Source organism: Klebsiella sp. M5al (assembly GCF_002090195.1).
Taxonomy (GTDB): domain Bacteria; phylum Pseudomonadota; class Gammaproteobacteria; order Enterobacterales; family Enterobacteriaceae; genus Klebsiella; species Klebsiella grimontii.
This window is the reverse complement of the sequence record NZ_CP020657.1, coordinates 979,732-1,005,785: the sequence shown is the minus strand read 5'-3', so window position 1 is coordinate 1,005,785 and position 26,054 is coordinate 979,732. Positions and strand designations below refer to the sequence as shown.

The 26,054-nt window shown below is 56.0% G+C and carries 22 protein-coding genes; all 22 read right to left on the bottom strand.

Annotated elements, in window-relative coordinates:
* Positions 1-16 precede the first annotated feature (16 nt).
* The 22 genes from mutT to ilvI all read right to left on the bottom strand — a co-directional run bounded on the left by mutT (position 17) and on the right by ilvI (position 25,890).
* Positions 17-424: an 8-oxo-dGTP diphosphatase MutT gene (mutT, locus tag BWI76_RS04805; protein ID WP_004872171.1), complete on the bottom strand. Its 408-nt coding sequence runs from the start codon at positions 422-424 to the stop codon at positions 17-19.
* Between the two features lie 60 nt (positions 425-484).
* A complete protein-coding gene (gene secA / locus BWI76_RS04800) occupies positions 485-3,190 on the bottom strand; it encodes a preprotein translocase subunit SecA (protein WP_024360315.1) in 2,706 nt (901 codons plus the stop codon).
* A 62-nt stretch (positions 3,191-3,252) separates the two neighbouring features.
* On the bottom strand, positions 3,253-3,762 hold the full coding sequence (secM, locus tag BWI76_RS04795) for a secA translation cis-regulator SecM (RefSeq protein ID WP_004872173.1): 510 nt from the start codon (positions 3,760-3,762) through the stop codon (positions 3,253-3,255).
* Between the two features lie 247 nt (positions 3,763-4,009).
* Positions 4,010-4,927: a UDP-3-O-acyl-N-acetylglucosamine deacetylase gene (gene lpxC, locus BWI76_RS04790; RefSeq protein ID WP_004098599.1), complete on the bottom strand. Its 918-nt coding sequence runs from the start codon at positions 4,925-4,927 to the stop codon at positions 4,010-4,012.
* Positions 4,928-5,027: 100 nt separating this feature from the next.
* The gene (gene ftsZ / locus BWI76_RS04785; protein WP_004098597.1) at positions 5,028-6,179 is read right to left on the bottom strand and encodes a cell division protein FtsZ; all 1,152 of its coding nucleotides are present in this window, start codon (positions 6,177-6,179) and stop codon (positions 5,028-5,030) included.
* Positions 6,180-6,241: 62 nt separating this feature from the next.
* Entirely contained in the window at positions 6,242-7,498 is a 1,257-nt protein-coding gene (gene ftsA, locus BWI76_RS04780) for a cell division protein FtsA (protein WP_004098594.1), read from the bottom strand.
* Positions 7,495-8,328, bottom strand: coding sequence for a cell division protein FtsQ (ftsQ, locus tag BWI76_RS04775; protein ID WP_049087179.1), 834 nt, complete (start codon positions 8,326-8,328; stop codon positions 7,495-7,497). Before ftsQ ends, ftsA begins: the two co-directional genes overlap by 4 nt.
* A 1-nt stretch (position 8,329) precedes the next feature.
* Complete coding sequence (locus BWI76_RS04770) at positions 8,330-9,250, bottom strand: D-alanine--D-alanine ligase (protein ID WP_004872176.1); 921 nt, start codon at positions 9,248-9,250, stop codon at positions 8,330-8,332.
* Positions 9,243-10,718, bottom strand: a complete 1,476-nt coding sequence (gene murC, locus BWI76_RS04765) for a UDP-N-acetylmuramate--L-alanine ligase (protein ID WP_024360312.1) — start codon at positions 10,716-10,718, stop codon at positions 9,243-9,245. The genes BWI76_RS04770 and murC overlap by 8 nt, the downstream gene beginning before the upstream one ends.
* A gap of 47 nt (positions 10,719-10,765) precedes the next feature.
* Positions 10,766-11,836 carry an undecaprenyldiphospho-muramoylpentapeptide beta-N-acetylglucosaminyltransferase gene (gene murG, locus BWI76_RS04760; RefSeq protein ID WP_004872178.1) on the bottom strand — a complete coding sequence of 357 codons (1,071 nt, stop codon included), beginning with the start codon at positions 11,834-11,836 and terminating at the stop codon, positions 10,766-10,768.
* Positions 11,833-13,092 carry a cell division protein FtsW gene (ftsW, locus tag BWI76_RS04755; RefSeq protein ID WP_004128950.1) on the bottom strand — a complete coding sequence of 420 codons (1,260 nt, stop codon included), beginning with the start codon at positions 13,090-13,092 and terminating at the stop codon, positions 11,833-11,835. The genes murG and ftsW overlap by 4 nt, the downstream gene beginning before the upstream one ends.
* Entirely contained in the window at positions 13,092-14,408 is a 1,317-nt protein-coding gene (murD, locus tag BWI76_RS04750; protein ID WP_064371489.1) for a UDP-N-acetylmuramoyl-L-alanine--D-glutamate ligase, read from the bottom strand. The genes ftsW and murD overlap by 1 nt, the downstream gene beginning before the upstream one ends.
* Before the next feature lie 2 nt (positions 14,409-14,410).
* Positions 14,411-15,493, bottom strand: coding sequence for a phospho-N-acetylmuramoyl-pentapeptide-transferase (gene mraY, locus BWI76_RS04745; protein WP_004098585.1), 1,083 nt, complete (start codon positions 15,491-15,493; stop codon positions 14,411-14,413).
* Positions 15,487-16,845 carry a UDP-N-acetylmuramoyl-tripeptide--D-alanyl-D-alanine ligase gene (gene murF / locus BWI76_RS04740; RefSeq protein WP_064342168.1) on the bottom strand — a complete coding sequence of 453 codons (1,359 nt, stop codon included), beginning with the start codon at positions 16,843-16,845 and terminating at the stop codon, positions 15,487-15,489. The genes mraY and murF overlap by 7 nt, the downstream gene beginning before the upstream one ends.
* A complete protein-coding gene (murE, locus tag BWI76_RS04735; RefSeq protein WP_004872180.1) occupies positions 16,842-18,329 on the bottom strand; it encodes a UDP-N-acetylmuramoyl-L-alanyl-D-glutamate--2,6-diaminopimelate ligase in 1,488 nt (495 codons plus the stop codon). Before murE ends, murF begins: the two co-directional genes overlap by 4 nt.
* Entirely contained in the window at positions 18,316-20,082 is a 1,767-nt protein-coding gene (locus BWI76_RS04730; protein ID WP_004098582.1) for a peptidoglycan glycosyltransferase FtsI, read from the bottom strand. The genes murE and BWI76_RS04730 overlap by 14 nt, the downstream gene beginning before the upstream one ends.
* Positions 20,083-20,097: 15 nt before the next feature.
* The gene (gene ftsL / locus BWI76_RS04725) at positions 20,098-20,463 is read right to left on the bottom strand and encodes a cell division protein FtsL (protein ID WP_002888550.1); all 366 of its coding nucleotides are present in this window, start codon (positions 20,461-20,463) and stop codon (positions 20,098-20,100) included.
* Positions 20,460-21,401, bottom strand: a complete 942-nt coding sequence (gene rsmH, locus BWI76_RS04720; protein WP_004128935.1) for a 16S rRNA (cytosine(1402)-N(4))-methyltransferase RsmH — start codon at positions 21,399-21,401, stop codon at positions 20,460-20,462. Before rsmH ends, ftsL begins: the two co-directional genes overlap by 4 nt.
* A 1-nt stretch (position 21,402) precedes the next feature.
* Complete coding sequence (gene mraZ / locus BWI76_RS04715; protein WP_004108122.1) at positions 21,403-21,861, bottom strand: division/cell wall cluster transcriptional repressor MraZ; 459 nt, start codon at positions 21,859-21,861, stop codon at positions 21,403-21,405.
* Between the two features lie 625 nt (positions 21,862-22,486).
* Complete coding sequence (gene cra, locus BWI76_RS04705) at positions 22,487-23,491, bottom strand: catabolite repressor/activator (protein WP_004098577.1); 1,005 nt, start codon at positions 23,489-23,491, stop codon at positions 22,487-22,489.
* A 180-nt stretch (positions 23,492-23,671) separates the two neighbouring features.
* Positions 23,672-24,163 carry an acetolactate synthase small subunit gene (ilvN, locus tag BWI76_RS04700; protein ID WP_004098573.1) on the bottom strand — a complete coding sequence of 164 codons (492 nt, stop codon included), beginning with the start codon at positions 24,161-24,163 and terminating at the stop codon, positions 23,672-23,674.
* A 2-nt stretch (positions 24,164-24,165) separates the two neighbouring features.
* Positions 24,166-25,890, bottom strand: coding sequence for an acetolactate synthase 3 large subunit (ilvI, locus tag BWI76_RS04695; protein WP_004872187.1), 1,725 nt, complete (start codon positions 25,888-25,890; stop codon positions 24,166-24,168).
* Between the last annotated feature and the right edge of the window lie 164 nt (positions 25,891-26,054).

Below are 26,054 nucleotides of genomic sequence, written 5' to 3'. Positions count from 1 at the left end.
TTGCCCGATGCCAGCGTTACCCCCGGCAGATCTGAGAATATTGAATTAATTTGGCAATGACAGGTTCGTTTGCCGGCGGAAAATCCTCCGCAACGAGCGCGCTCTGCGCAATCCAGCGGCCCGGTTGCCCTTCTTTACCCCACGGCTCGCCATCCCAGCTTTCCACCAGCCAGAACCACAGCGTGATATGACGATCGGGAAACTGATACTCCAGCTTATCAAACAGACGGGAAGCACGCACCGTAATGCCGACCTCTTCCTGCAATTCGCGAACTAAGGCCTGCTCAGACGACTCTCCTGCTTCGATTTTTCCGCCAGGGAATTCAAGTTTATTCGCCATATGCGCGTCGGCAGCGCGCTGGGTTATAAAAATTTCCCCTTGCGAATTACGGATAATACCCACTGAAATTTGCAGCGTTTTCATTGTCCTTGTTCCATAAAAAAGGCGCAGATATCTGCGCCCTGGTATTCAAGATTGTAAAGCTTAGCTCAGACGACCGTGGCACTGCTTATATTTTTTACCGGAGCCGCACGGACACGGATCGTTACGACCCACTTTACGCTCGCCGGTTTGTTCAGCCAGCGCCTCCGCGGCAGCGGTATCATCATCCTGGTGGCTCAACTGCTGCATCTGCGCCAGACGCTCAGCTTCTTCACGACGCTGCTGCTCCATCGCTTCCACCTCTTCCGGCATCCGCACCTGAACTTTGCTCAGCGTACTGATCACTTCATACTTCAGGGACTCCAGCATTGAAGCGAACATGGAGAAAGATTCACGCTTATATTCCTGCTTCGGATCTTTCTGCGCATAGCCGCGCAGATGGATGCCCTGACGCAGGTAGTCCATCGCTGCCAGATGCTCTTTCCACAGGGAGTCCAGCGTTTGCAGCATGACGCCTTTTTCAAAGTGACGCATCATTTCAGCGCCAACCACTTCTTCCTTGCGCTGATAGGTTTCAATGGCGCTCTGCAGAATACGCTCGCGCAGCGTTTCTTCATGCAGCTCCGGCTCTTTATCCAGCCACTCTTTGAGCGGCAGATCGAGGTCGAAATCATTTTTCAGACGCTCCTGCAGGCCTTCGATATCCCACATCTCTTCCAGCGACTGCGGAGGAATATGGGCATCGATGGTCGCTTTAAATACGTCTTCACGAATGCTGTTAATCGTCTCGCTCACGTCGGTCACGTCGAGCAGCTCATTTCGCTGGGTGTAAATAGCGCGACGCTGATCGTTAGCCACATCGTCATATTCCAGCAGCTGCTTACGGATATCGAAGTTGCGGCTCTCGACTTTACGCTGCGCGTTGGCGATCGCTTTGGTCACCCATGGATGTTCGATAGCCTCACCCGGCTTCATACCCAGTTTACGCATCATGCCGGACACGCGGTCAGAAGCGAAGATACGCATCAGAGCATCTTCCATCGACAGATAGAAACGGGAAGAACCGGCGTCCCCCTGACGGCCTGAACGACCGCGCAGCTGGTTATCAATACGGCGAGACTCATGGCGTTCGGTACCGATAATATGCAGACCACCCGCAGCCAGCACCGCATCGTGACGAACCTGCCAGTCGGCTTTGATCTGCGCAATCTGTTCCGGAGTCGGGTCTTCCAACTGGGCGATCTCAGCCTGCCAGCTACCGCCGAGCATAATGTCGGTACCACGACCGGCCATGTTGGTCGCAATGGTCACCGCAGACGGATAACCCGCCTGAGCGACGATATCCGCTTCGCTGGCATGGAATTTCGCGTTCAGCACGTTGTGCTTGATGCCCGCCTTCGTCAATTCATTAGAGACCACTTCTGATTTTTCGATAGAAATGGTCCCCACCAGCACCGGCTGGCCAGCGGCGGTACGCTGTTTGATATCTTCGATAATGGCCTGGATTTTTTCCGCTTCGGTCATATAAACCAGGTCCGCCATGTCTTTACGAATCATCGGGCGGTTGGTCGGAACCACAACGGTATCCAGCTTGTAGATCGAACTAAATTCAAACGCTTCGGTATCGGCAGTACCGGTCATCCCCGCCAGCTTCTCGTACAGGCGGAAATAGTTCTGGAAGGTAATTGAAGCCAGCGTCTGGTTTTCGTTCTGAATATCAACGCCTTCTTTTGCTTCAACGGCCTGGTGCAGACCATCGGACCAGCGGCGCCCCTGCATCGTACGGCCGGTATGTTCGTCGACGATGATCACTTCGCCATCTTTAACGATGTAATCAACATCGCGGGTAAACAGCACGTGCGCGCGCAGCGCGGCGGTCACATGGTGCATCAGCATGATATTAGTCGGTGAGTACAGCGACTCGCCTTCTTCCATAATACCTTCATTTACCAGCAGCTCTTCAATCAGCACCAGACCGCGTTCGGTCAGGTTTACCTGACGCGCTTTCTCATCAACGGAGAAGTGTCCTTCGCCGGTAAAGGTCTCGGAGTCTTCTTTATCCTGACGTACCAGGTGCGGAATGATCTTGTTCACTTTCTTATACATTTCCGAGCTGTCTTCAGCCGGGCCGGAAATGATAAGCGGGGTACGCGCTTCATCGATCAGAATGGAGTCGACTTCATCCACCAGCGCATAGTGCAGTTTGCGCTGCACGCGCTCTTCAGGACTGAACGCCATGTTGTCGCGCAGATAGTCAAAGCCATATTCATTGTTGGTGCCGTAGGTGATATCGGCTGCGTAGGCTTCACGCTTGGCCGGCGCAGGCAGGCCGGACATGTTAATCCCAACGGTCATCCCCAGGAATTCAAACAGGGGGCGGTTGTTCTCCGCATCACGCTGTGCCAGATAATCGTTGACGGTGACCACGTGAACGCCTTTGCCGGTCAGCGCATTCAGATACGCAGGCAGCGTTGCGGTCAGCGTTTTACCTTCACCGGTACGCATTTCTGCAATACAGCGGTCGTTGAGGACCATGCCGCCGAGCAGCTGAACGTCAAAGTGACGCATACCGAAGACGCGCTTACTGGCTTCACGCACGACGGCAAAGGCTTCCGGGATCAGGCTCTCCAGGCTTTCACCTTTTTCCAGGCGAGCGCGGAACTCCGCGGTTTTCCCTTTCAGTTCGTCATCGGAAAGCTTTTCCATGGAAGGTTCCATGGCGTTGATCACGTTGACGGCTTTGCGCATACGACGCAGCGTACGGTCGTTACGGCTGCCGAATACTTTAGTTAATAATTTGATTAGCATAATAAAATCTCAAACGCCCCGCGCTGCGGAGTCACAAAAAAATAGAATGGTCCGTTTTTGGTTTAGCTGAGGCGTTGAGGCCCGGCGCGAATGCCGGTAACCTGGCTAATCCAGGTACAGACGCGAAACGCGCGGTGGGAAAAAGAGGGGTTGTATGCCGCCAGGCGAACAATGGCAGGAGGTGTACTCTCCTGCGTCAACAGCGCGCTAAGCGTGTCAAGCAGAGCCAGATGCTGCGCCTGAAGCGGTGAAGACTCTTCCGCTACCGGCAGCGCCTGCGGCGCCATCGCAAAAGAGAGATGGCGAATAACCGTACGAATGGCGTGCTGATGCCAGTAATCAACGGTGAAATTAGGTCGACGGCTGGAAGATTCCAGCAGCGCTAGCTGAGAAAAATTAACTTTCGCAGGATTATGGTTGCTGGACGTCGTTTTAGCGGGCGACGCGGTCTCATGTTCATGACCATTGCTAAGCGCAGGCAGGCCGAGACTAGCCGCGACCATCCCCAACAGGAGATGCGGCCAGAAATACCGTCTGCCAAACTGTCGCCAGCGCGTCAGCAATCCACTCACTTACGTTACCTTTTGTTGGTAGCAACCCTGAGAAATATTTTGCGTCCAAATACTAACATTAATACGTCTTCACGGCAGCAGGAATGAGGTCTCAGGCGGGGTAAAAACGTTTAAAAAAGGAACGAACGCGCAAAAAATGCAGTTAAAAATCAAAGCAGGACGCAGCGAGAATATAAAAAAGAAAACGACTGGCTCCCTGGCCGGAGAGAGTACCAGGTTACCAGTCGAATTTACTGCCGGGTCTGACTTATGCCAGAACCAGCGTCGGAGCGCGGAACGCCAGCGGCATTTCTGCGTCGTCCTCGAAGGTCACATACTCCCAGGCTTCCTGTTTTGCCAGAACAGCCTGCAGCAGTTTGTTATTCAACGCGTGACCGGATTTGTATGCCGTAAATGCACCGATAATATTGTGACCACACATAAAGAGGTCGCCAATGGCATCCAGCATTTTGTGACGGACAAACTCATCTTCAAAACGCAGACCGTCTTCGTTCAGTACGCGATAATCGTCAACAACGATGGCACAATCGAAGCTGCCGCCCAGGCACAGGCCGCGGGACTGCAGATATTCGATATCACGCATGAAGCCGAAGGTACGCGCGCGGCTAATCTGGCGCATAAACGCATCAGCCGAGAAGTTCATTGCGTAGCGCTGGCTGCTGGAGTCAATCGCCGGATGGTTAAAATCAATGGTGAAGTCCAGTGAAAAACCATTATACGGTTTGAATTCAGCCCATTTATCGCCATCTTCAACGCGAACCGTCTCTTTGATACGCACAAATTTCTTAGCGCAGTTCAGTTCATCGATGCCGGCATCCAGCAACAGATAAACGAACGGAGCCGCACTACCGTCCATAATCGGGACTTCCGGCGCATCGACTTCAATAATAATGTTGTCGATACCCAAGCCAGCCAATGCAGCATTGAGGTGCTCGACCGTCGATATCCGCACGTCATGCTCGTTGACCAGGCAAGTACAGAGCATGGTATCACGCACAGATTTGGCATCAGCCGGAAAATCAACCGGTGGATTCAAGTCGGTGCGACGATAGATGACCCCGGTATTTGCCGGCGCAGGGCGTAACGTCAGGGTGACTTTCTTGCCGGTATGCAAACCGACGCCAGTCGCCTGAACGATACGTTTAAGAGTCCTTTGTTTGATCATCGTATAATCTCGCCAAGTTACCTATCCAACCGAAGTGTACTATACATTCGGCAGGCCAGTTTAGCACAAAGAGCGCAGATGCCCAACTTCCAGCCAATTCTTAATCGGCTTGCTTACGCAGGAAGGCTGGGATATCCAGATAATCCGGCTCTTTCGCCGCCTGCGGCGTATTGTCGTTGACCACTTTTGCGGCCGGTTTCTGCTCTTGAGTCAATGGAGACATACCGTGCTGCTGGTAACGATCCATCACCGGCTGCTGCACCTGCTTGTTAGTCACCAGAGTAATTTCCGGACGTTTGTCCATACCGATACCGGTGGCAACAACGGTTACGCGCAGTTCGTCGTTCATATCCGGGTCCAGAGAAGTACCGATAACCACGGTGGCGTTATCCGAAGCAAATGCGCGGATAGTATTACCCACGGTCTCGAACTCATCCAGACGCAGATCGAAGCCCGCAGTGATGTTGACCAGAACGCCACGCGCGCCGGACAGATCGATATCTTCCAGCAGCGGAGAAGAAATCGCCATTTCAGCCGCTTCTTCCGCACGGTCTTCGCCGCTCGCCACGCCGGAGCCCATCATGGCGTAGCCCATTTCAGACATCACGGTACGCACGTCCGCAAAGTCGACGTTCATCAGGCCAGGACGGGTGATCAGTTCAGCGATACCCTGCACCGCGCCTTTCAGCACATCGTTTGCGGCGCCGAAGGCGTCAAGCAGAGAAATGCCGCGGCCCAGTACTTTCAGCAGCTTGTCGTTCGGGATGGTGATCAGCGAGTCGACGTGCTTGGATAGCTCGGTGATACCCTGCTCAGCGAACGCCATACGTTTCTTGCCTTCAAAATTGAAAGGCTTCGTCACCACGGCAACGGTCAGGATACCTAAATCTTTTGCAACTTCAGCAACCACTGGCGCAGCACCGGTTCCGGTACCGCCGCCCATGCCGGCTGCGATAAACACCATGTCGGCGCCGTCAAGAGCGGCACGCAACGCTTCACGGTCTTCATCCGCTGCGTTACGGCCGACTTCCGGGTTTGCGCCTGCGCCCAGACCTTTGGTAATACCGCTACCGATCTGAATAGTCTGGCCAACAGCCGTTTTGCGCAGAGCCTGCGCGTCGGTGTTCACCGCGAAAAACTCAACACCCTCAATGCGCTCGCGCACCATGTGCTCAACGGCGTTACCGCCGCCGCCGCCGACGCCGATGACTTTAATCACCGCGTCGTTGGTCAGTTCCATAGGTTCAAACATAATTTCTCTCTCCGTTGTGCCTGTCGCCTGAGATCGCTAATTTTCTGCGTTCTCTTAAAAAATTAAAACTCTTTTCGCAACCAACTGTTGAGTCGTTTGATCCACGACCCGACCGTTACGCGTTTTTCCACTTCTGCTTCACCACTGAGATGAGATTCCTTCCCGTAGTGCAGCAACCCAACCGCCGTCGAGTAATACGGCTCCTGGGCATAATCCGTTAATCCGGTAATGTTCAGCGGCGCGCCAATTCTCACCTGCGTATGGAATACGCGCTGCGCGCAGGCGGCAAGTCCTTCTATTTGCGCCGCACCGCCGGTTAATACAATGCCTGCCGCCAGGTGGTGCTTCACACCTTGCTGACGCAGCTGTTCCTGCAGTTGCAGAATCTCTTCATTCACGAGGTTGAGCAATTCGGTATAGCGTGGCTCAATCACCTCTGCCAGCGTCTGACGCTGCAGGCTGCGGGGCGGACGCCCGCCCACGCTCGGTACTTCGACGTTTTCATCTTTACCAACGATGGAGCCCAGCGCACAGCCGTGACGCACTTTAATGGCTTCCGCGTCGCTCGGCGGCGTACCGAAAGCGTAAGCAATATCGCTGGTCACCACGTTGCCCGCGTACGGGATCACTTTGGTATGACGCAGCGCGCCGCCGGTATATACCGCGATATCCATTGTACCACCGCCGATGTCCACCACGCAGACACCCAGTTCACGTTCGTCTTCCGTTAATACGGAATAGCTGGCGGCTAAACCGGCGAAAATGAGCTGATCAACTTTCAGACCGCAACGTTCCACCGCTTTGACAATATTTTTCGCCATATCGTTATGGCAGGTAATCAAATGCACTTTCGCCTGCATACGTACGCCAGACAATCCGACGGGGTTTTTGATTCCCTCCTGGTAGTCGATGGCGTACTCCTGCGGGATAACGTGCAGAACGCGATGTTCGTCGCGCACGCGAACCGATTTCGCGGTATGTACCACGTTTTCAACGTCGTCCTGCGTCACTTCTTCTTCTGAAATCGGCACCATGCCAATTTCATTTTGACAGCTGATATGTTTGCCTGAAAGCGCCAGATAGACTGACGAGATCTGGCAATCCGCCATCAGTTCGGCCTGGTCAATGGCGCGCTGTACGCATTTCACCACGGATTCCAGGTCGTTCACTCCGCCTTTATCCATACCACGCGATGGGCAACTGCCCACGCCAATGATATTAATCATACCGTCGGGCAGAACTTCCCCTACTAAAGCGGCAACCTTAGCGGTGCCAATCTCCAGTCCAACTACCAGTTTTCTGTCCGTCGCCTTGATCATTGTTGTTCTGCCTGTGCCTGATTCTGTTGTTGTTGAGTTTCCTCTACGGGAACCGGTACCCAACCGACTGCCGCTCCCGAGTCATAACGCAAATCAACGTAGCTTATCCGTTTGCCGTCGGTCTGCGCCTGCTGCTGAAGAACCGGGTAGAGTTCCATAAAGCGCTGAAGCCGTTTCATGGTGTCACCCCGGCCAAGGTTGAGCTTAATATCGTTATTCAGCGTCAACTGCCAGGAACGACGCGCGGTCATTGCCGCCACTTTCAACGTGAACTTATCCTTTGCCAGCACCTGCCCCATGTCGCGGTATCCCTGAAGAACTTCGTTCTCGCTGCCTTCCGGGCCGTACAACATCGGTAAATTCTGTTTACTGGTGCGATCTGACGGCACGCTGAAAGAATTTCCGTCCACGTCTACCATATGCTGATCATTCCAGCGCGCAATCGGCACATATTCAACCAGATGAATCTTCAATTCGTCCGGCCACTGCTTTCTGACGCTCGCCTGCTTAATCCACGGCAGACGTTCAATCTGGCTTTGAATTATATTGACGTCCTGCGTCATAAAGGTGCCCGGCGACCCTAATGCCAGAATAGCCTGACGGATATCATCGTTGCGCGTGTAGTGACGCTCACCGGTGACCACCATCTTTGACAGCGGTAATCGCTGTGCATCCTCCATCCAGCCCAGAACCATCCATCCGCTGACCAGCACGGTACAGAGCACCGCCAGCAGGAAGAAAATACCTGCCAGACGAGAGCCATTACTTCGACGCGAAGAAGTTTCTTCTTCCTCTTCGTGGTTCCGCGTATTCAGCGCAGCCTGCGACATATCACCCCGCCAGGTCCAGAATTCGTACAACAAGCTGCGAGAAGCTCATCCCGGCCTGACGCGCCGCCATTGGCACCAGGCTATGGCTGGTCATGCCAGGAGAGGTGTTTGCTTCCAGCAGATAAAACTGGCCATCGCTGTCCAGCATCACATCAATTCGTCCCCAGCCGTAACAGCCAAGACTCTCCCAGGCTTTTTGTACCAGAGCCTGGATTTCCGACTCGCGCGCGGGATCTTCAAAACCTGGGCAGAAATATTGCGTTTCATCAGAGAGATACTTTGCTTCATAATCATAGAAGGTTCCAGCCGCCTGGATACGTATTGACGGTAAAATTTCTTCTCCGACGATGGCGACAGTAAATTCCGGCCCACTGAGCCATTTTTCAATCAGAACTTCATCATCATGCTGAAAAGCCAGCGCCAGTGCATTTTGTAATGCACAACTTTCGTTGACTTTGGACATTCCGACGCTGGAGCCTTCCCGGCTCGGTTTTATAATCAATGGCAGTCCGAGGGCCGAGATTTGCTGTTCAACTTCAGCAGAAAGCCCCGCGTCGAACTGTTTACGCGTTAGCGCAACCCATGGCGCAACGGGTAACCCCGCGCCCTGCCACAGTAATTTACTGCGCAGCTTATCCATTGAGATAGCCGAAGCCATCACGCCGCTGCCCGTGTAGGGGAGTTGAATGAGCTCCAGCAGCCCCTGCAACGTACCATCTTCGCCGCCGCGGCCGTGCAACGCAATAAACGCTTTCTGAAAACCCATATTTTTCAATTGGGTAATATCGGTATCGCGCGGGTCGACAGGATGCGCATCGACACCAGCTTCACGCAGACCGGCAAGCACCGCCGAACCTGAATTGAGCGAGACTTCACGTTCAGCGGAGGTTCCGCCGAAGAGGACCGCGATTTTATCAGCCATGGCGTTCCTCCTGCGTTGTTTGCGGTTGCAATTTGATTTCCGCCAGGTGACGAGCGATTTTTCCGATATTTCCCGCCCCCTGAACCAGCACCAGATCGTTGCCGGTCAATACCGAAGCCAACATTTCCGCCGCTTGCGCCGGGTCGGAAACCAGGATCGGGTCGACTTTACCGCGCCCGCGAATCGTACGGCACAGCGAGCGGCTATCGGCGCCAGGAATGGCGGCTTCGCCAGCGGAATAAACGTCCAGCATCAGCAGCGCGTCAACCTGGGTCAGCACGTTGGCGAAATCGTCGTACAGATCGCGCGTACGGGTAAAACGATGCGGCTGAAACAGCATAACCAGATTTTTATCCGGCCAGCCCGCCCGCGCCGCTTTGATGGTGGCATCCACTTCCGTAGGATGATGGCCATAATCATCGATCAGCATCGCGGTGCCGCTTTTACCGTTAACCTCAGCTAACGGGTATTCGCCAAGGAAATCAAAACGACGGCCGGTACCCTGGAAGCTTTCCAGCGCGCGCAGGATAGCTTCATCATCAATCCCCTCTTCCGTCGCAACGGCCACCGCCGCCGCCGCATTCAGCGCATTGTGGCGACCTGGAGCGTTCAGCGTTACCTGAATAACATCTTTATCCTGACGTACCAGACGGAAGTGGCCCTGGGCGCCGACCTGACGATACTCTTCCACGCGAACGTCGGCATCATCGCTGAAGCCGTAGGTGGTTATCTGGCGGCCAACGCGCGGCAGCAGTTCACGGATAACCGGATCATCCACGCACATCACCGCACGACCGTAGAACGGCAGATTGTGCAGGAAGTTAATAAACGTCTGTTTCAGGTTTTCGAAGTCGCCATGGTAGGTATCCATATGATCGGCTTCGATATTGGTCACGATAGCAACCATCGGTTGTAAATGCAGGAACGAAGCGTCGCTCTCGTCCGCTTCGGCAATCAGGTAGCGGCTGTGGCCAAGACGGGCGTGGACGCCAGCGGCTTTCACCAGACCGCCGTTTACGAAGGTTGGATCAAGTCCCGCTTCAGCATAAATGCTCGATACCATCGCCGTGGTCGTGGTTTTTCCGTGCGTGCCAGCAATGGCAATGCCGTGACGAAAACGCATCAGCTCCGCCAGCATCTCGGCGCGACGAATAACCGGAATACGCGCTTCGTGGGCGGCGACAATCTCCGGGTTATCCGCAGAAATTGCGCTGGAAACGACGACAACGCTCGCATCGCGCACGTTCTCAGGGCGATGGTTGAAATAAATCGTGGCGCCAAGCTGAGCCAGCTGCTGAGTCACCGGATTCGGCGCCAGATCGGAGCCGCTAATCTGATAACCTTCGTTGGCCAGAACTTCGGCAATACCGCCCATGCCGGCACCGCCAATGCCAACAAAGTGAATGTGCCGGACGCGACGCATCTCGGGCACTATGGAACGCAGTTTTGCCAGATCTTGTGTATTCATTCTTTACGCCATCAACTTCTTTATTCGGACGGTGATCATCACCGCGATTAGCGCGCCAGTGCTGCGGCGCTCACTTCTTCTGCTACCCGTTCGGTAGCGTCCGGAATCGAGGCTCTACGCGCTCGCTCCGCCATATCCAGCAGCGTTTCGCGATCCCAACTTGCCAGGGTTTGCGCGACGGCCTCCACGGTAAACTGCGGCTGCTCAAGGATCTTCGCTGCCCCGGCTTTCTCCAGCGGCAGCGCATTCCAGTACTGCTGACGATCTTTGTGCTGAAAAGGCACAAACAGCGCCGGTAAACCAGCGGCGGCAATTTCGCTCACCGTCAGCGCTCCGGAACGACACACAACAACATCGGCCCAGGCATATGCCGCCGCCATGTCGTCAATAAACTCGGTAACTTTGTGCTGAGGCTGCCCGGCATCGCAATAGGCCTGCTGCACGGTTTCCTGACCGCCTTTACCGCTCTGGTGCCAGATGGTGACAGAAACACCGAGCTTCGCCGCCACCTGCGGCATCGTCTGATTGAGCACGCGCGCGCCCTGCGAACCACCCACCACCAATACGCGAATCGGTCCCTGACGTCCGGCTAACCGCTGCTCCGGCAGCGGCAGCGCCAGCACATCGGTGCGAACCGGGTTACCCACAACATCAGCATGCGGGAAAGCGCCGGGGAACGCCTGCATCACTTTTTTAGCGATTTTCGCCAGCCATTTATTCGTCAGGCCGGCAATACCGTTCTGTTCATGCAGCACAACCGGGATCCCCAGCGACCATGCCGCCAGACCGCCGGGGCCGGAAACGTATCCGCCCATACCCAGCACCACGTCCGGCTGAAAACGCTGCATAATCGCCCGCGCCTGACGCCAGGCGTTGAAAATACGCACCGGCGCCAGCAGCTGCGCCTTCAGGCCCTTGCCGCGCAGGCCGGAAATCTGAATGAAATCAATTTCAATGCCGTTCTTCGGCACTAAATCCGCTTCCATACGATCCGCGGTGCCCAGCCAGCGAACCTGCCAGCCCTGGTCCATTAAATGGTGCGCAACCGCCAGTCCGGGGAACACATGTCCGCCGGTACCGCCTGCCATCACCATTAACCGCTTTTCCTGACCGCTCATCGAACACCCCGTGTAAACGCCTGGGCTTTTTCCAGGCGCGTTTCATAATCAATTCGTAACAGCAACATGATGGCCGTCGACATAATCAGCAAGCTTGACCCGCCGTAGCTGATCAGCGGCAGCGTCAGGCCTTTAGTTGGCAGCATACCCGCCGCCGCGCCGACGTTAACCAAAGCCTGGAAGCTAAACCAAATTCCAATGGCGCAGGCCAGAAATCCGGAGAAACGGTGGTCAATCTCCAGCGCCTTACGGCCAATGGACATGGCGCGAAAAGCGACGAAGAATACCATTAAAAGAGCGAGTACCACACCGATATAACCGAGCTCTTCGCCGATAATGGCGAAGATGAAATCGGTATGCGCCTCCGGCAAATACTCCAGTTTCTGCACCGAATTGCCCAGGCCTTGCCCCCACATTTCGCCGCGACCAAAAGCCATCAGCGACTGGGTCAGCTGATAGCCGCTGCCGAACGGATCTTCCCACGGGTTCCAGAAAGAGGTTACGCGGCGAATACGATACGGCTCGGCGAGAATCAGCAGGACAACCGCTGAGATCCCCATCCCGATAATGGCGATGAACTGCCACAGCTTGGCCCCCGCCAGGAACAACATGGCCAGGGTGGTCACAAACAGCACGACGACGGTCCCGAGGTCAGGCTGCGCCAGCAGTAAAATCGCCAGTACGAAAATCACGCCCATCGGCTTTAAAAAGCCGCGCAGGTTGTTACGCACTTCGTCGCCTTTACGCACCAGGTAGTTGGCGATGTAGCAGAACAGCGACAGCTTGGTGAACTCCGCAGGCTGGATACGCAGCGGCCCCAGCGCAATCCAGCGCGATGCGCCGTTGACCGAGCTGCCAACCACCAGAACAATCAGCAGCATGACGATAGAGGCGATCAGCATCGCGGTACTATGGCGCTGCCAGAACTCCATCGGCAGGCGCAGCGTCACCATCGCCAGCCCTAAAGCCAGCAGGATGTATAAGCCATCGCGCTTGGCAAACAGAAATGGGTCGTTAGCCAGACGCTGGCCTACCGGCATCGACGCCGAGGTCACCATAATGAAGCCGATCGCGGCCAGGCCAAAGGTCAGCCACAGCAGCATCCGGTCATACATGACCAGACTATCGGTATCTTTTTGCCGCGAGCCCATCACCCAGCCTTTCAGCGCGGCGAACAGCCATGCGAAAATAAACATTCCCGGCAGACGCGGCAGTCTCAGCCGTGGCATTTTCAGGCGCGGGAGTGATAAACGCATCAACCTAACTCCTTCGCCAGGCGAGCAAAGACATCGCCGCGTTGTTCAAAGTTTTTAAACTGATCGAGGCTGGCGCACGCCGGGGATAGCAGAACCATATCGCCCGGGACAACCTGTGGCGCAATCTGGCGCATCGCCTGCTCCATGGTTTCCGTTTGCACAGCGACATCCGGGCGAAGGGCAGCCAACTGCGCGCCGTCGCGGCCAAAGCAGTACAGGCGGACGTGGTCGCCGGTCAGGTAACGGCTTAACGGCGTGAAATCAGCCGATTTCCCATCGCCGCCCAGCAGCAGATACAGCGTTCCGTCAAGATGCAGTCCATTGAGCGCCGCTTCAGTACTGCCGACGTTCGTGGCTTTAGAATCGTTGATCCAGCGCACGCCGTTGTGCTCCAGCACCTGCTGGAAACGATGCGCCAGGCCGGTAAATGTCGTCAGCGCTTTCAGGCTGCTGGCGCGCGGCAAACCTGCGGCGTCCGCCAGGGCCAGCGCAGCCAGGGCGTTACTGTAGTTGTGCTGGCCGCTAATCTTCATCTCTTTGACGTTGAGCACTTTCTCGCCTTTAACGCGCAGCCAGGTTTCCCCTTGCTGACGATTCAGGTGATAGTCGCCAACGTCTACGCCGAAGCTGATGCAACGATCGTCAGCGCCGCGTACCGGCATGGTTAACGCATCGTCGGCGTTGACGATACAGGCTCGCGCATTTTCGTAAACTCGCAGTTTGGCGGCGCGGTACTGCTGGAGCCCCAGCGGATAGCGGTCCATATGATCTTCGGTGACGTTAAGGATCGTCGCCGCTACCGCCCGCAGGCTCGAAGTGGTTTCCAGCTGGAAGCTGGAAAGCTCCAGGACATAGAGTTCGCGCTCAGGATCCAGCAGCATCAGCGCCGGCAGGCCAATATTGCCGCCTACGCCGACGTTCAGACCCGCCGCCTTCGCCATTTCCCCTACCAGCGAAGTGACGGTGCTTTTACCGTTAGACCCGGTGATAGCAATAATCGGCGCCTGCGCCTCGCGGCAGAACAGTTCGATATCGCCGACAATTTCTACGCCTGCATCCGCCGCCGCGCTCAGGGAAGGATGCGCCAGCGCGATGCCCGGGCTGGCGACAATCAGGTCAGCCGTCAACAGCCAGTCTTCGTTCAGACCGCCAACATAGCGCTCAACGGCTTCCGGCAGTTTATCCAGCCCCGCAGGCGCAACGCGGGTATCCATCACCCGCGGCGTCACGCCGCGGGCCATGAAAAAGTCCACGCATGACAGGCCGGTCATACCCAGCCCAATAATGACGACTTTTTTACCCTGATAATCTGCCATGATTAACGTACCTTCAGCGTCGCCAGGCCTATCAGCACCAGCATCAGCGAAATAATCCAGAAGCGCACGATCACGCGCGGTTCCGGCCAGCCTTTCAGTTCATAGTGATGGTGGATCGGCGCCATGCGGAAAATGCGCTGACCGCGCAGCTTGAAGGAGCCGACCTGCAGAATCACCGAGAGCGTTTCCACTACGAATACGCCGCCCATAATCACCAGCAGAAACTCCTGGCGCAGCAGCACGGCGATAATACCCAGCGCGCCACCGAGCGCCAGAGAACCCACATCGCCCATAAAGACCTGCGCCGGATAGGTGTTAAACCACAAGAAGCCCAGCCCCGCGCCGACAATCGCCGTACAGACGATCACCAGTTCACCGGCATGACGCAAATAAGGGATATGCAGGTAGTTGGCGAAATTCATGTTCCCCGTCGCCCACGCGACCAGCGCGAATCCGGCGGCAACAAATACGGTCGGCATAATCGCCAGCCCATCGAGGCCGTCGGTCAGGTTGACCGCATTCCCGGTTCCGACGATGACAAAGTAGGCCAGCAGGACGTAGAACAGGCCCAGCTGCGGCATGACGTCTTTGAAGAACGGCACCACCAGTTGAGTCGCCGGCGTATCTTTCCCCGCCATGTACAGCGCAAAGGCAACGCCCAGCGCAATCACCGACATCCAGAAGTATTTCCAGCGGGCAATCAGGCCTTTGGTATCTTTACGCACCACTTTGCGATAGTCATCGACGAAGCCGATGATGCCGTAGCCGACCAGAACCGTCAGTACGCACCAGACGTAGGGGTTGGATGGGTAAGCCCACAGCAGAACGGAGACCACAATGGCGGTCAGGATCATAATCCCACCCATCGTTGGCGTACCGCGCTTACTAAAGTGAGATTCCGGGCCATCATTACGCACAACCTGGCCAAAGGAGAGTTTTTGCAGACGGGCAATCATGCGCGGGCCCATCCACAAAGAGATGAACAGCGCGGTCAGCAGGCTGACGATGGCGCGAAACGTCAGGTAGGAAAAGACGTTAAAGCCTGAATAATATTTGACCAAATGTTCGGCCAGCCATACTAACATGTTCCGTTCTCCTGTAATGCGCGTACTACCACTTCCATGGCGGCACTACGTGAACCCTTCACTAAAATGGTCATAATTTTGTGTTCTGACAGCAGCGCTTGCAGCCGCGTTACCAGCAGCACTTTATCGTTAAAGTGTTCACCGACGCCGCTGGCGCCGCTGATCTCCGCGCTCAAGGAACCTACGCTCAGTACGCGATCGAGCCCGGCTGCTTTTGCCGCTTCGCCCACCTGGCGATGGCACGCCTGGCTTTCCGCGCCGAGTTCAGCCATATCGCCGACCACCAGCACCCGGTAGCCCGGCATCTCAGATAGCACCTGCACCGCGGCGGTCAGCGAGCCGACGTTAGCGTTATAGGAATCATCCAGCAGGAGCTGGCTATCGGTCAGCTGAATCGGGAATAAACGCCCCGGCACCGCTTTCAGATCTTTCAGCCCCGCTTTAATTGCCTCATGCGTCGCGCCTACCGCCATGGAAAGCGCCGCTGCGGCCAGCGCGTTGGCGATGTTATGGCGCCCCGGCAGCGGCAGCAGCACATCAACGCTGCCGGTTGGGGTTTGCAGAGTAAATTCGGTCCCGTGCGAAGTCACATGAACGTTGGTTGCCGTGAAGTCGCTATTGGCGGCGTTCGGCGAGAAACGCCAGGTTTTACGATCGCCAATGACGCTTTGCCAGTTCAGCCAGTCATTATTGTCGGCGTTCATAATCGCGATGCCGTTGAGCGGCAGGCCGGTGTAAATTTCGCCCTTCGCTTTCGCCACGCCTTCCAGGGAACCAAAACCTTCCAGGTGCGCGGCGGCCAGGTTATTCACTAACGCCGCTTCAGGTCGCGTCAGGCTGACGGTCCAGGCAATTTCGCCCTGGTGATTGGCGCCTAGTTCGATAACCGCGTAGTCATATTCTTTGGTGAGACGCAGCAGCGTCATCGGCACGCCGATATCATTGTTCAGGTTGCCAGCGGTATACAGCGTATTGCCGCACTGGCTCAGAATCGCGGCGGTCATCTCTTTGACCGAGGTCTTGCCTGAAGATCCGGTCAGCGCGACCACGCGCGCCGGAACCTGCTGGCGCACCCACGCGGCCAGTTCACCGAACGCCAGACGCGTATCCTTCACCACCACCTGCGGCAAATCGCAGGCCAGCCGACGGCTGACCAACAATGAGCCCGCGCCGGCAGCCTTAGCCTGTTCGGCAAAGTCATGTGCGTCAAAGCGCTCGCCTTTTAGCGCCACGAACAGGCAGCCTGCCGTGACCTTACGGGTGTCAGTGGTGACGTCTTCGATCGCCACATCGCTGCCGTGCAGCTCGCCGCGCGTAATGTCAGCAAGCTGGCTGAGAGTCAAGCGAATCATGCTACCGCCCCCAGCAGACGCGCCACGGTGACGCGATCGGAGTAATCGAGTCGGCGATTGCCGACAATTTGATAATCCTCGTGGCCTTTACCCGCCACCAGAACGACGTCGTTTTCTTTCGCCTGCATTACCGCGTTGGTCACCGCCTCCGCGCGCCCTTCCACCGCTTTGGCATGGCCCGCATCGAGCATACCGGCCAGGATATCGTTGATAATCGCCCGCGGCTCTTCGGTACGCGGGTTGTCATCGGTGACAACCACGATATCGGCAAACTCTTCGGCGATCGCCCCCATCAGCGGGCGCTTGCCTTTGTCGCGATCTCCGCCGCAGCCGAACACGCACCACAGTTTACCGTTGCAGTGCAGACGCGCCGCCTGCAGCGCTTTTTCCAGCGCGTCGGGCGTGTGGGCATAATCAACCACGACGGTCGGTTTACCCGGCGCGCTGAACACTTCCATACGCCCGCAAACCGGCTGCAGGCGCGCGGCGGTTTTCAGCAGTTCGGCCAGCGGATAGCCCAGCGCCAGCAGAGTGGCTAACGCCAGCAGCAGGTTGCTAACGTTGAAGGCGCCCATCAGGCGGCTTTCGATCTCGCCGTTGCCCCAACTGGAGGCAAACTGAATGGTGGCGCCGCTGTCGTGATAGTTCACGGCGGTTGCTTTCAGCCAACGCCCCCGGCAGTTCGGGTTAATGTGGTCTTCCATTGATACGGCCACCGCATCCGGCAGCTTCGCCAGCCAGCGGCGACCGACTTCATCGTCCGCATTGACAATCGCCTGACCGCAATGATGGGTTGAATAGAGCAGCCATTTCGCCGCTTCGTAATGCTCCATATCACCGTGATAATCAAGGTGATCGCGGCTCAGGTTGGTAAAGACCGACGCGGCAAACTGCAGCGCGGCGACGCGATGCTGCACCAGCCCGTGGGAAGAGACTTCCATCGCGGCGAACGTCGCCCCCTGCCCTGCCAGGCCAGAGAGTACGTGTTGAACATCAACCGCCGAACCGGTGGTGTTTTCCGTGGGGATAACTTTCTCCAGCAGGCCATTGCCTACGGTTCCCATGACCGCGCTGGTTTCTCCCAGCAGCTGCGCCCATTGCGCCAGCAGCTGGGTAGTGGTGGTCTTGCCGTTAGTCCCAGTGACGCCAACCAGGCGCAGTTGTTCCGAAGGCTGATGGTAAAAACGTCCGGCCAGCGCGGATAAGCGCTCGTTGAGTTGGCTCAGATAGATAACCGGCACACCGTGCATTTCACGGATTTCGCCATCATGAGCCTCATCTTTGGCCTCAGCAATAATGGCAGCAACACCTTGCGCTATCGCCTGCGGGATATAACGACGCCCGTCCGCCTGATGACCTAAAACCGCGACAAAAAGATCGCCAGAAGCAGCCACCCGGCTGTCCAGCGTCATTTCTCGCAGAATTCGCTCCGGCGCATTTGGCACCCACGGAGCGAGAAGGTCGCGCAAATTACGATCTGCCACCTGTTCCCTCGCCTTGATTAATCACTAATTCACTTTTTTCAGCCGTTGCCAGCGCATCCGGTTCAATGTTCATGGTACGCAGTACGCCGCCCATGATGGCACCGAAGACCGGCGCGGAAACGGCGCCGCCGTAGTATTTACCCGCCTGCGGATCGTTGATCACCACCACCAGCGCAAAACGCGGGTGGCTGGCGGGCGCAACGCCTGCGGTGTAAGCAATATATTTGTTGATGTAGCGGCCGTCGGGCCCCACTTTCTTCGCCGTACCGGTTTTAATAGCGATGCGATAGCCTTTAATCGCCGCCTTCACGCCGCCGCCGCCGGGCAGCGCTACGCTTTCCATCATGTGAACAACGGTACGAACGAGTGATTCCGGGAAGACGCGCTCGCCCGGAACCGGTGGATCAACTTTGGTAATCGACAGCGGGCGATAGATGCCGTAGCTGCCGATCGTTGCGTAGACTCGCGCTAACTGTAACGGGGTTACCATTAGCCCATAGCCGAAAGAAAAGGTGGCCCTCTCTATGTCAGACCACCGTTGTTTTTGAGGGTATAAGCCACTGCGTTCTCCGACCAACCCCAAATTGGTCGCTTTTCCAAGTCCAAAACGTGAGTAAGTGTCTACTAACGCTGAGGACGGCATCGCTAACGCCAGCTTGGAAACACCGACGTTACTCGACTTCTGTAGCACCCCGGTCAGGGTCAATTCGCTGTAGCGCGCCACGTCTTTGATTTCGTGGCCGTTAATTCGATAGGGAATGGTGTTCAGTACGGTATTTTCGTTAACAATGCCGCGCTGAAGCGCCGTCATCACTACCATCGGTTTTACCGTTGAACCTGGCTCAAACACGTCGGTAATGGCGCGGTTACGCATGGTATCTTTGGAGGTGCCCGCGAAATTGTTCGGGTTGTAGGATGGGCTGTTGGCCATCGCCAGCACTTCACCGGTGTTGACGTCAACCAGAACCGCAGTACCTGACTCCGCTTTGTTAAACGCCACCGCATTATTCAGCTCGCGATACACCAGCGCCTGCAGGCGCTCATCAATGCTCAGCGCCAGGTTATGCGCGGCCTGGCTATCGGTAGACGAGATATCTTCGATGACCCGCCCGTAGCGGTCTTTACGCACGATACGCTCGCCGGGCTGGCCGGTGAGCCACTTATCAAAGCTCTTCTCAACGCCCTCAATACCCTGGCTATCGACGTTAGTGAAACCAATGAGGTGAGCGGTTACTTCGCCCGACGGATAGTAGCGGCGCGACTCTTCCCGCAGATGAATGCCCGGCAGCTTGAGTTTGCGGATGTAATCGGCCATATCAGGGTTAACCTGACGCGCCAGATAGATAAAACGCATCCGCGGATTGGTATTGATACGCGATGCCAGCTGATCCAGCGGCATATTCAGCGCATCGGCCAGCGCCTTCCAGCGGTTGTCGAGCGTCACGCCGCCGGCTTCATGCAGCTCTTTCGGGTCAGCCCAGATGGCTTTTACCGGTACGCTCACCGCCAGCGGGCGGCCGGAACGATCGGTTATCATGCCGCGCGCGGTGGAGACCTCCTGCACGCGCAGAGAACGCATGTCCCCCTGACGTACCAGCATGTCCGGGCTAATTACCTGTAGCCAGGCCACGCGGCCCAGCAGGAAGCCCAGCGCCAGCAGAATACAGCCGCACAGCAACGCAAAACGCCAACTGATAAAGTTGGCCTGTTCTTCCTGACGTTTTGCTTTTGGCGTTTTCGGCGCTGCTTTCATGCGTCGCAATAATCCTTATTTCTGTACAACGATATTTTCTTGTGATGGATCGACGTGCTGCATCTGCAGCTTCTCGGTCGCGATCCGCTCAACCCGACTGTGATCGCCGAGAGCGTTCTCTTCGAGGATCAGGTTGCGCCATTCAATATCCAGCGCGTCGCGTTCCAGCACCAGCTGTTCGCGCTGCGCGGTTAAGAGGCGAGTATGGTGCGCCGTTGTCACCACCGTAATCGCCGTGATAATGATGCAAATGAACAGGCAGAGTGGCAGCTTCCCAAACCGCAGAAGGTCGTCTCCGATCACGCCAGGCAAAGCATGGCGCTCGTTGCTTCCTATCGACCCTTTCACCTTGCTTAGGGCTTCTGTCACTCTGCCGATCATGCGTTCGTCCTCTCTGCAATACGCAGAACTGAACTACGGGCACGAGGATTTTCAGCTACCTCTTTTTCGCCCGGCATCAACTTGCCTAATGCTCTTAGCTCACGGCCGCCCAGTTTTTTAAGCTGCTCTTCGGTCATCGGTAACCCTGCCGGAACCTGCGGACCGCGGCTTTGCTCGCGCATAAAGCGCTTCACAATACGGTCTTCCAGCGAGTGGAAACTGATGATTGAGAGCCGCCCGCCCGGGGCCAGCACGCTGAGCGAGCTTTTTAGCGCCTGCTCTATCTCCTCCAGTTCACTGTTCACCCAAATGCGCACCGCCTGGAAGGTACGGGTCGCGGGATGTTTGAATTTGTCTTTCACCGGCGTCGCCGCCGCAACGACTTCCGCCAGCTCTTTGGTGCGGGTCATCGGTTCGATGCGGTTGCGTTCGACGATGGCGCGGGCGATGCGTTTACCAAAGCGCTCTTCGCCAAAGGTTTTGATAACCCAGGCGATGTCCGCCTCGTCGGCGGTTTGTAGCCATTCAGCGGCAGATTGACCGCGCGTCGGATCCATACGCATATCCAGCGGGCCATCGCGCATAAACGAAAAACCACGTTCAGCGTCATCCAGCTGCGGCGAGGAGACGCCAAGATCGAGCAAAATACCGTCGATCTTACCGGTGAGATTGCGCTCGCCAACATAGTCGGCCAGCTGAGAAAAAGGACCATGAACGATGGAAAAGCGGGGATCATCGATAGTTTTCGCGACGGCGATAGCCTGCGGATCGCGATCGATCGCCAGCAGACGTCCCTCCGCTCCCAGCTGGGAGAGAATCAGGCGCGAGTGGCCGCCGCGACCAAAGGTACCATCAATGTAGATACCATTTGGACGAATATTCAGGCCGTTAACGGCTTCATCCAGCAGTACCGTAGTGTGTTTATAATTTTCCATCATTTTACAAAGACAAATCCTGCAGGCGCTCCGACAGTTCCCCGGAAGCGGACTGCTCAGCGTCGATATCTTCCTTGACCCGTTGATACCAGGTCGTTTCATCCCACAGCTCAAACTTATTGAACTGCCCGACCAGCATCACTTCTTTTGTCAGCCCGGCATGTTGCCGCAGCACCGGCGCTATTAATAGCCGCCCGGCGCTATCCATCTGACATTCGCTGGCATGTCCCAAAAGCAAACGCTGTACGCGCCGCTCGGTGGGGTTCATGCTCGATAAACGCGATAATTTTTGCTCAATGATTTCCCATTCAGGCAAAGGGTAAAGCAGCAGGCACGGGTGATGGATGTCAATGGTGCACACCAATTGACCGGAAGCATCCTCGATCAGCCCGTCGCGGTAGCGCGTCGGTACGGCCAGACGGCCTTTGCTGTCGAGATTGACTAACGTTGCCCCACGGAACATGCCAGCCTCACCCCTTTTCGCCACTTTACCCCACAAATTCCCACAAGAAGGAGTTTACGGAGCGGAGGAAAAGCTTGTCAAGCCAGCACGAATGCCAACAGAGCTCAAAAACCCATTATTTACAGCCGATATTCGCCCTGAGGAAAAATCAACCAACAAACGAGGCAAATTAACGTTATGAATATCGGTAAGAAAACAACCAACAAACTTGTAACAGTTAAACCAGCAAAATATCTTCGCGGGGAAAATATAAAGTGTCAGTTTGCGACGCGAGCGGCATTTTAGGCCATTCTGGTGACCGTTAACAGTACCAGTTTTCGCAGGAGAGGCACTCTTACTGCGGAGTACAGCGCTTATGGCTTTCATAATAGCGAGGAAACGGGTGTTAATTCAGCAACTCACCCGCCGAATGTAACAAAATAATACAACTGAATTCATTAATCCCTTAATGGGCTAATTAAAGCGCAAAATAAAGAAGGCTAAGAATAAAATTAAAAGAGATGTCAGGAAGATTAAGGATTTGTCTGAAAGATGCTTAACCCTGCAATTTTTACGTCATCTCATCGAATTATCGCCAGACGCGTAACCGTCTGGCGAATGCGTAACGAATAATCCTGATAACGCACTAGCGGCGGTTCAGACTGCCGCGGCGATAAAGATTGCGCCGAATGCGGCTTAACCCCGGTTTCGGCTTCCGCGGTTCATCAAGGCTGGCGAGCACAATCTCCAGCACGCGTTCCGCAACGTCGCGATGACGCTGAGCAACGGCTAAAACGGGGCACTGGAGGAAATCCAGCAGCTCATTATCGCCAAAAGTCGCAATCGCCAGTTCCGAAGGCAGCTTCCCTTCCCGGCGCAGCGTGACGTCCATCACCCCCTGCAGTAACGGAAATGAAGTTGTAAACAGCGCCTGAGGCATCGGATGAGTTTCCAGCCACTTTTCGAAAAGCTGGGCCGCGGCTTCGCGCTCGTAGCTGTTAGCGTAGAGGAAATGCACCTCTCGCGGATCGTCCTTCCACGCCGTACGGAATCCCTGCTCACGCAGGAAGCTCACCGAAAGTTCCGGCAGTGCGCCAAGGTACAGCACCGTTTCAGCAGGGAATTTACGTAACTCCGCCCCAAGCATTTCAGCGTCGTCCTGATCGGCGCCGACGACGCTGGTGAAGTGCTCACGATCGAGCGCGCGGTCAAGGGCAACAATCGGGAACGGATCGTTAGCCCAGCGCTGATAGAACGGATGCTCAGGAGGTAATGAGGTGGAAACGATAATCGCATCGACCTGACGCTGCAGCAGATGCTCAATGCAACGCATTTCGTTATCCGGTTGATCTTCGGAACAGGCGATCAGCAGCTGATAGCCGCGCTGGCGCGCCTGACGCTCCAGGTAATTTGCGATGCGCGTATAGCTGGTGTTTTCCAGGTCCGGGATAACCAGGCCAATGGAACGCGTACGTCCTGCACGCAAGCCTGCAGCAACCGCATTCGGGTGATAGTTGTGCTCACGAACAACCGCCATCACCTTTTCAACAGTTTTATCGCTGACGCGATACTGCTTCGCTTTACCATTAATCACATAGCTAGCGGTAGTTCGCGAGACACCGGCCAGCCGGGCGATTTCATCCAGTTTCACAATTGCCCCTTGGGTAATAAGTACAGAACATAACCATTCTTCAGGTATGGATTCGTTTTTATAACATCTAAGCGCAGAAAAGTAAGTGCAGCAACCGCTTTAGTCCACAGTTCCCACCGATTTCGCAAAAAAATAGCCCGACAGGGGGTGTCGGGCTATTTTTACGTCAGTTTGCGCTGCTCAGCGCATGATTTTGTCGCCACGCGACAATCCGACAACGCCGGAGCGGGCTACCTCAACAATACGAGCCACATCGCGCAGCGACGCTAAAAACGCATCAAGCTTGTCGCTGGTTCCCGCCAACTGAACGGTATAGATAGACGGCGTGACGTCGATAATTTGTCCGCGGAAGATTTCCGTATTGCGCTTGACCTCATCGCGCCCATAGCCGCTGGCCTGCACTTTCACCAGCATAATCTCGCGCTCTACGTGCGCGCCTTGCCCGAGTTCGTTAACGCGCAGAACGTCCACCAGCTTGTGCAGCTGCTTTTCGATCTGCTCAATCGCTTTCTCATCGCCAACGGTCTGAATCGTCATTCTGGATAACGTCGGATCGTCCGTCGGCGCTACCGTCAGGCTTTCAATATTATAACCGCGCTGTGAAAAGAGGCCGATCACGCGGGATAAAGCGCCCGATTCGTTCTCCAGTAATACTGATAATATCCGGCGCATAATCAGGTCCTCTCCGTTTTGCTCAGCCACATCTCGTCCATACCGCCGCCACGAATTTGCATGGGGTATACATGCTCACTGCCGTCAACCGTGACATCGACAAAAACCAGTCGATTGTTACGTACCTGCTCCAGCGCCTCGGCTAGCTTCGCTTCCAGCTCCTGCGGGTCGCTAATACGAATTCCCACATGGCCGTAGGCTTCCGCTACGCGAGCAAAATCAGGCAATGACTCCATATAGGACTGCGAATGACGGCCGGAGTAGAGCATATCCTGCCACTGCTTCACCATCCCGAGATAGCGGTTATTAAGGTTCAGCACCAGCACCGGCAGCTCGTACTGCAGCGCGGTGGAGAGCTCCTGAATATTCATCTGGATGCTGCCGTCGCCGGTCACGCAAATCACCGTTTCTTCCGGCAGCGCCATCTTCACGCCCAGCGCGGCGGGAAGGCCGAATCCCATGGTCCCGAGACCACCGGAGTTAATCCAACGCCGCGGTTTGTCGAAAGGATAATAGAGCGCCGCGAACATCTGATGCTGACCGACGTCGGACGTCACGTACGCATCGCCGTGAGTCAGCCGCCAGATGGTTTCAATTACCGCCTGCGGTTTAATCTTGCCGCTTTGCGTGTCGTATTGCAGGCAGTGACGCGCGCGCCACTGTTCAATCTGCTGCCACCAGTCGCGGATTTCATCCAGCGGCTGCTGGGTCTCCTCGTGTTCGAGCAGCTCCAGCATCTGTTCCAGCACCAGGCGGGCGTCGCCAACGATAGGCACGTCGGCAGGCACCGTCTTGGATATAGAAGTAGGATCGATATCGATATGCAGTACCGTCGCGTTCGGACAGTACCTGGCCAGATTATTTGTCGTACGATCGTCGAAGCGCACGCCAACGGCGAAAATCACGTCGGAATTGTGCATGGTCATGTTGGCTTCATAAGTGCCATGCATGCCCAGCATCCCCAGCGCCTGCTGGTGCGATGCCGGAAAGGCGCCGAGCCCCATCAGCGAAGACGCCACCGGCAGCTTCAGCTTCTCAACCAGTGTATACAGCTGCGGTTCACATTGGGCGTTAATCGCCCCGCCGCCGACATACACCACCGGTTTTTTTGCCGCTACCAGCGTCTGCAGCGCACGTTTAATCTGCCCTTTATGGCCCGACGTCGTCGGGTTATACGAGCGCATGCTAACCGTATCTGGCCAGACGTACGGCAGTTTTTTGGCCGGATTGAGGATATCTTTCGGTAAATCGACGACAACCGGGCCGGGACGCCCGCTGGCCGCCAGCCAAAAGGCCTTTTTCAGCACGCCAGGAATATCTTCGGTTTGCTTGACCAGAAAGCTGTGTTTGACCACCGGTCGGGAGATGCCAACCATGTCGCACTCCTGGAACGCATCGTAGCCGATTAAGGAGGTCGCGACCTGGCCGGAAAGAATCACCAGCGGAATGGAATCCATATAAGCCGTCGCAATGCCGGTTATCGCGTTAGTCGCCCCCGGACCGGAAGTGACCAGCACCACCCCGACTTCGCCGGTTGCGCGGGCAAGGCCATCCGCCATATGAACGGCAGCTTGCTCATGGCGGACCAGAACGTGATCGATACCGCCCAGGGTGTGTAACGCGTCATAGATATCGAGGACAGCGCCCCCGGGATAACCGAATACCTGCTTGACGCCCTGATCGACCAGCGACTGGACGACCATTTCGGCTCCTGACAACATCTCCATGGTTTGCCTCCCGGCTTATTGTTTTTAACGACAGCGGAATCCGATTTCCGCGCGCTCGCACAAGACGAAGCGCAATGGCTTCGTAGTGAGGTGAATAGACTGCATGCCGTTACCATAACTGCTCGCTAACGGGCAGGCAATTGGCGACCGTCGGCGCATAAGGG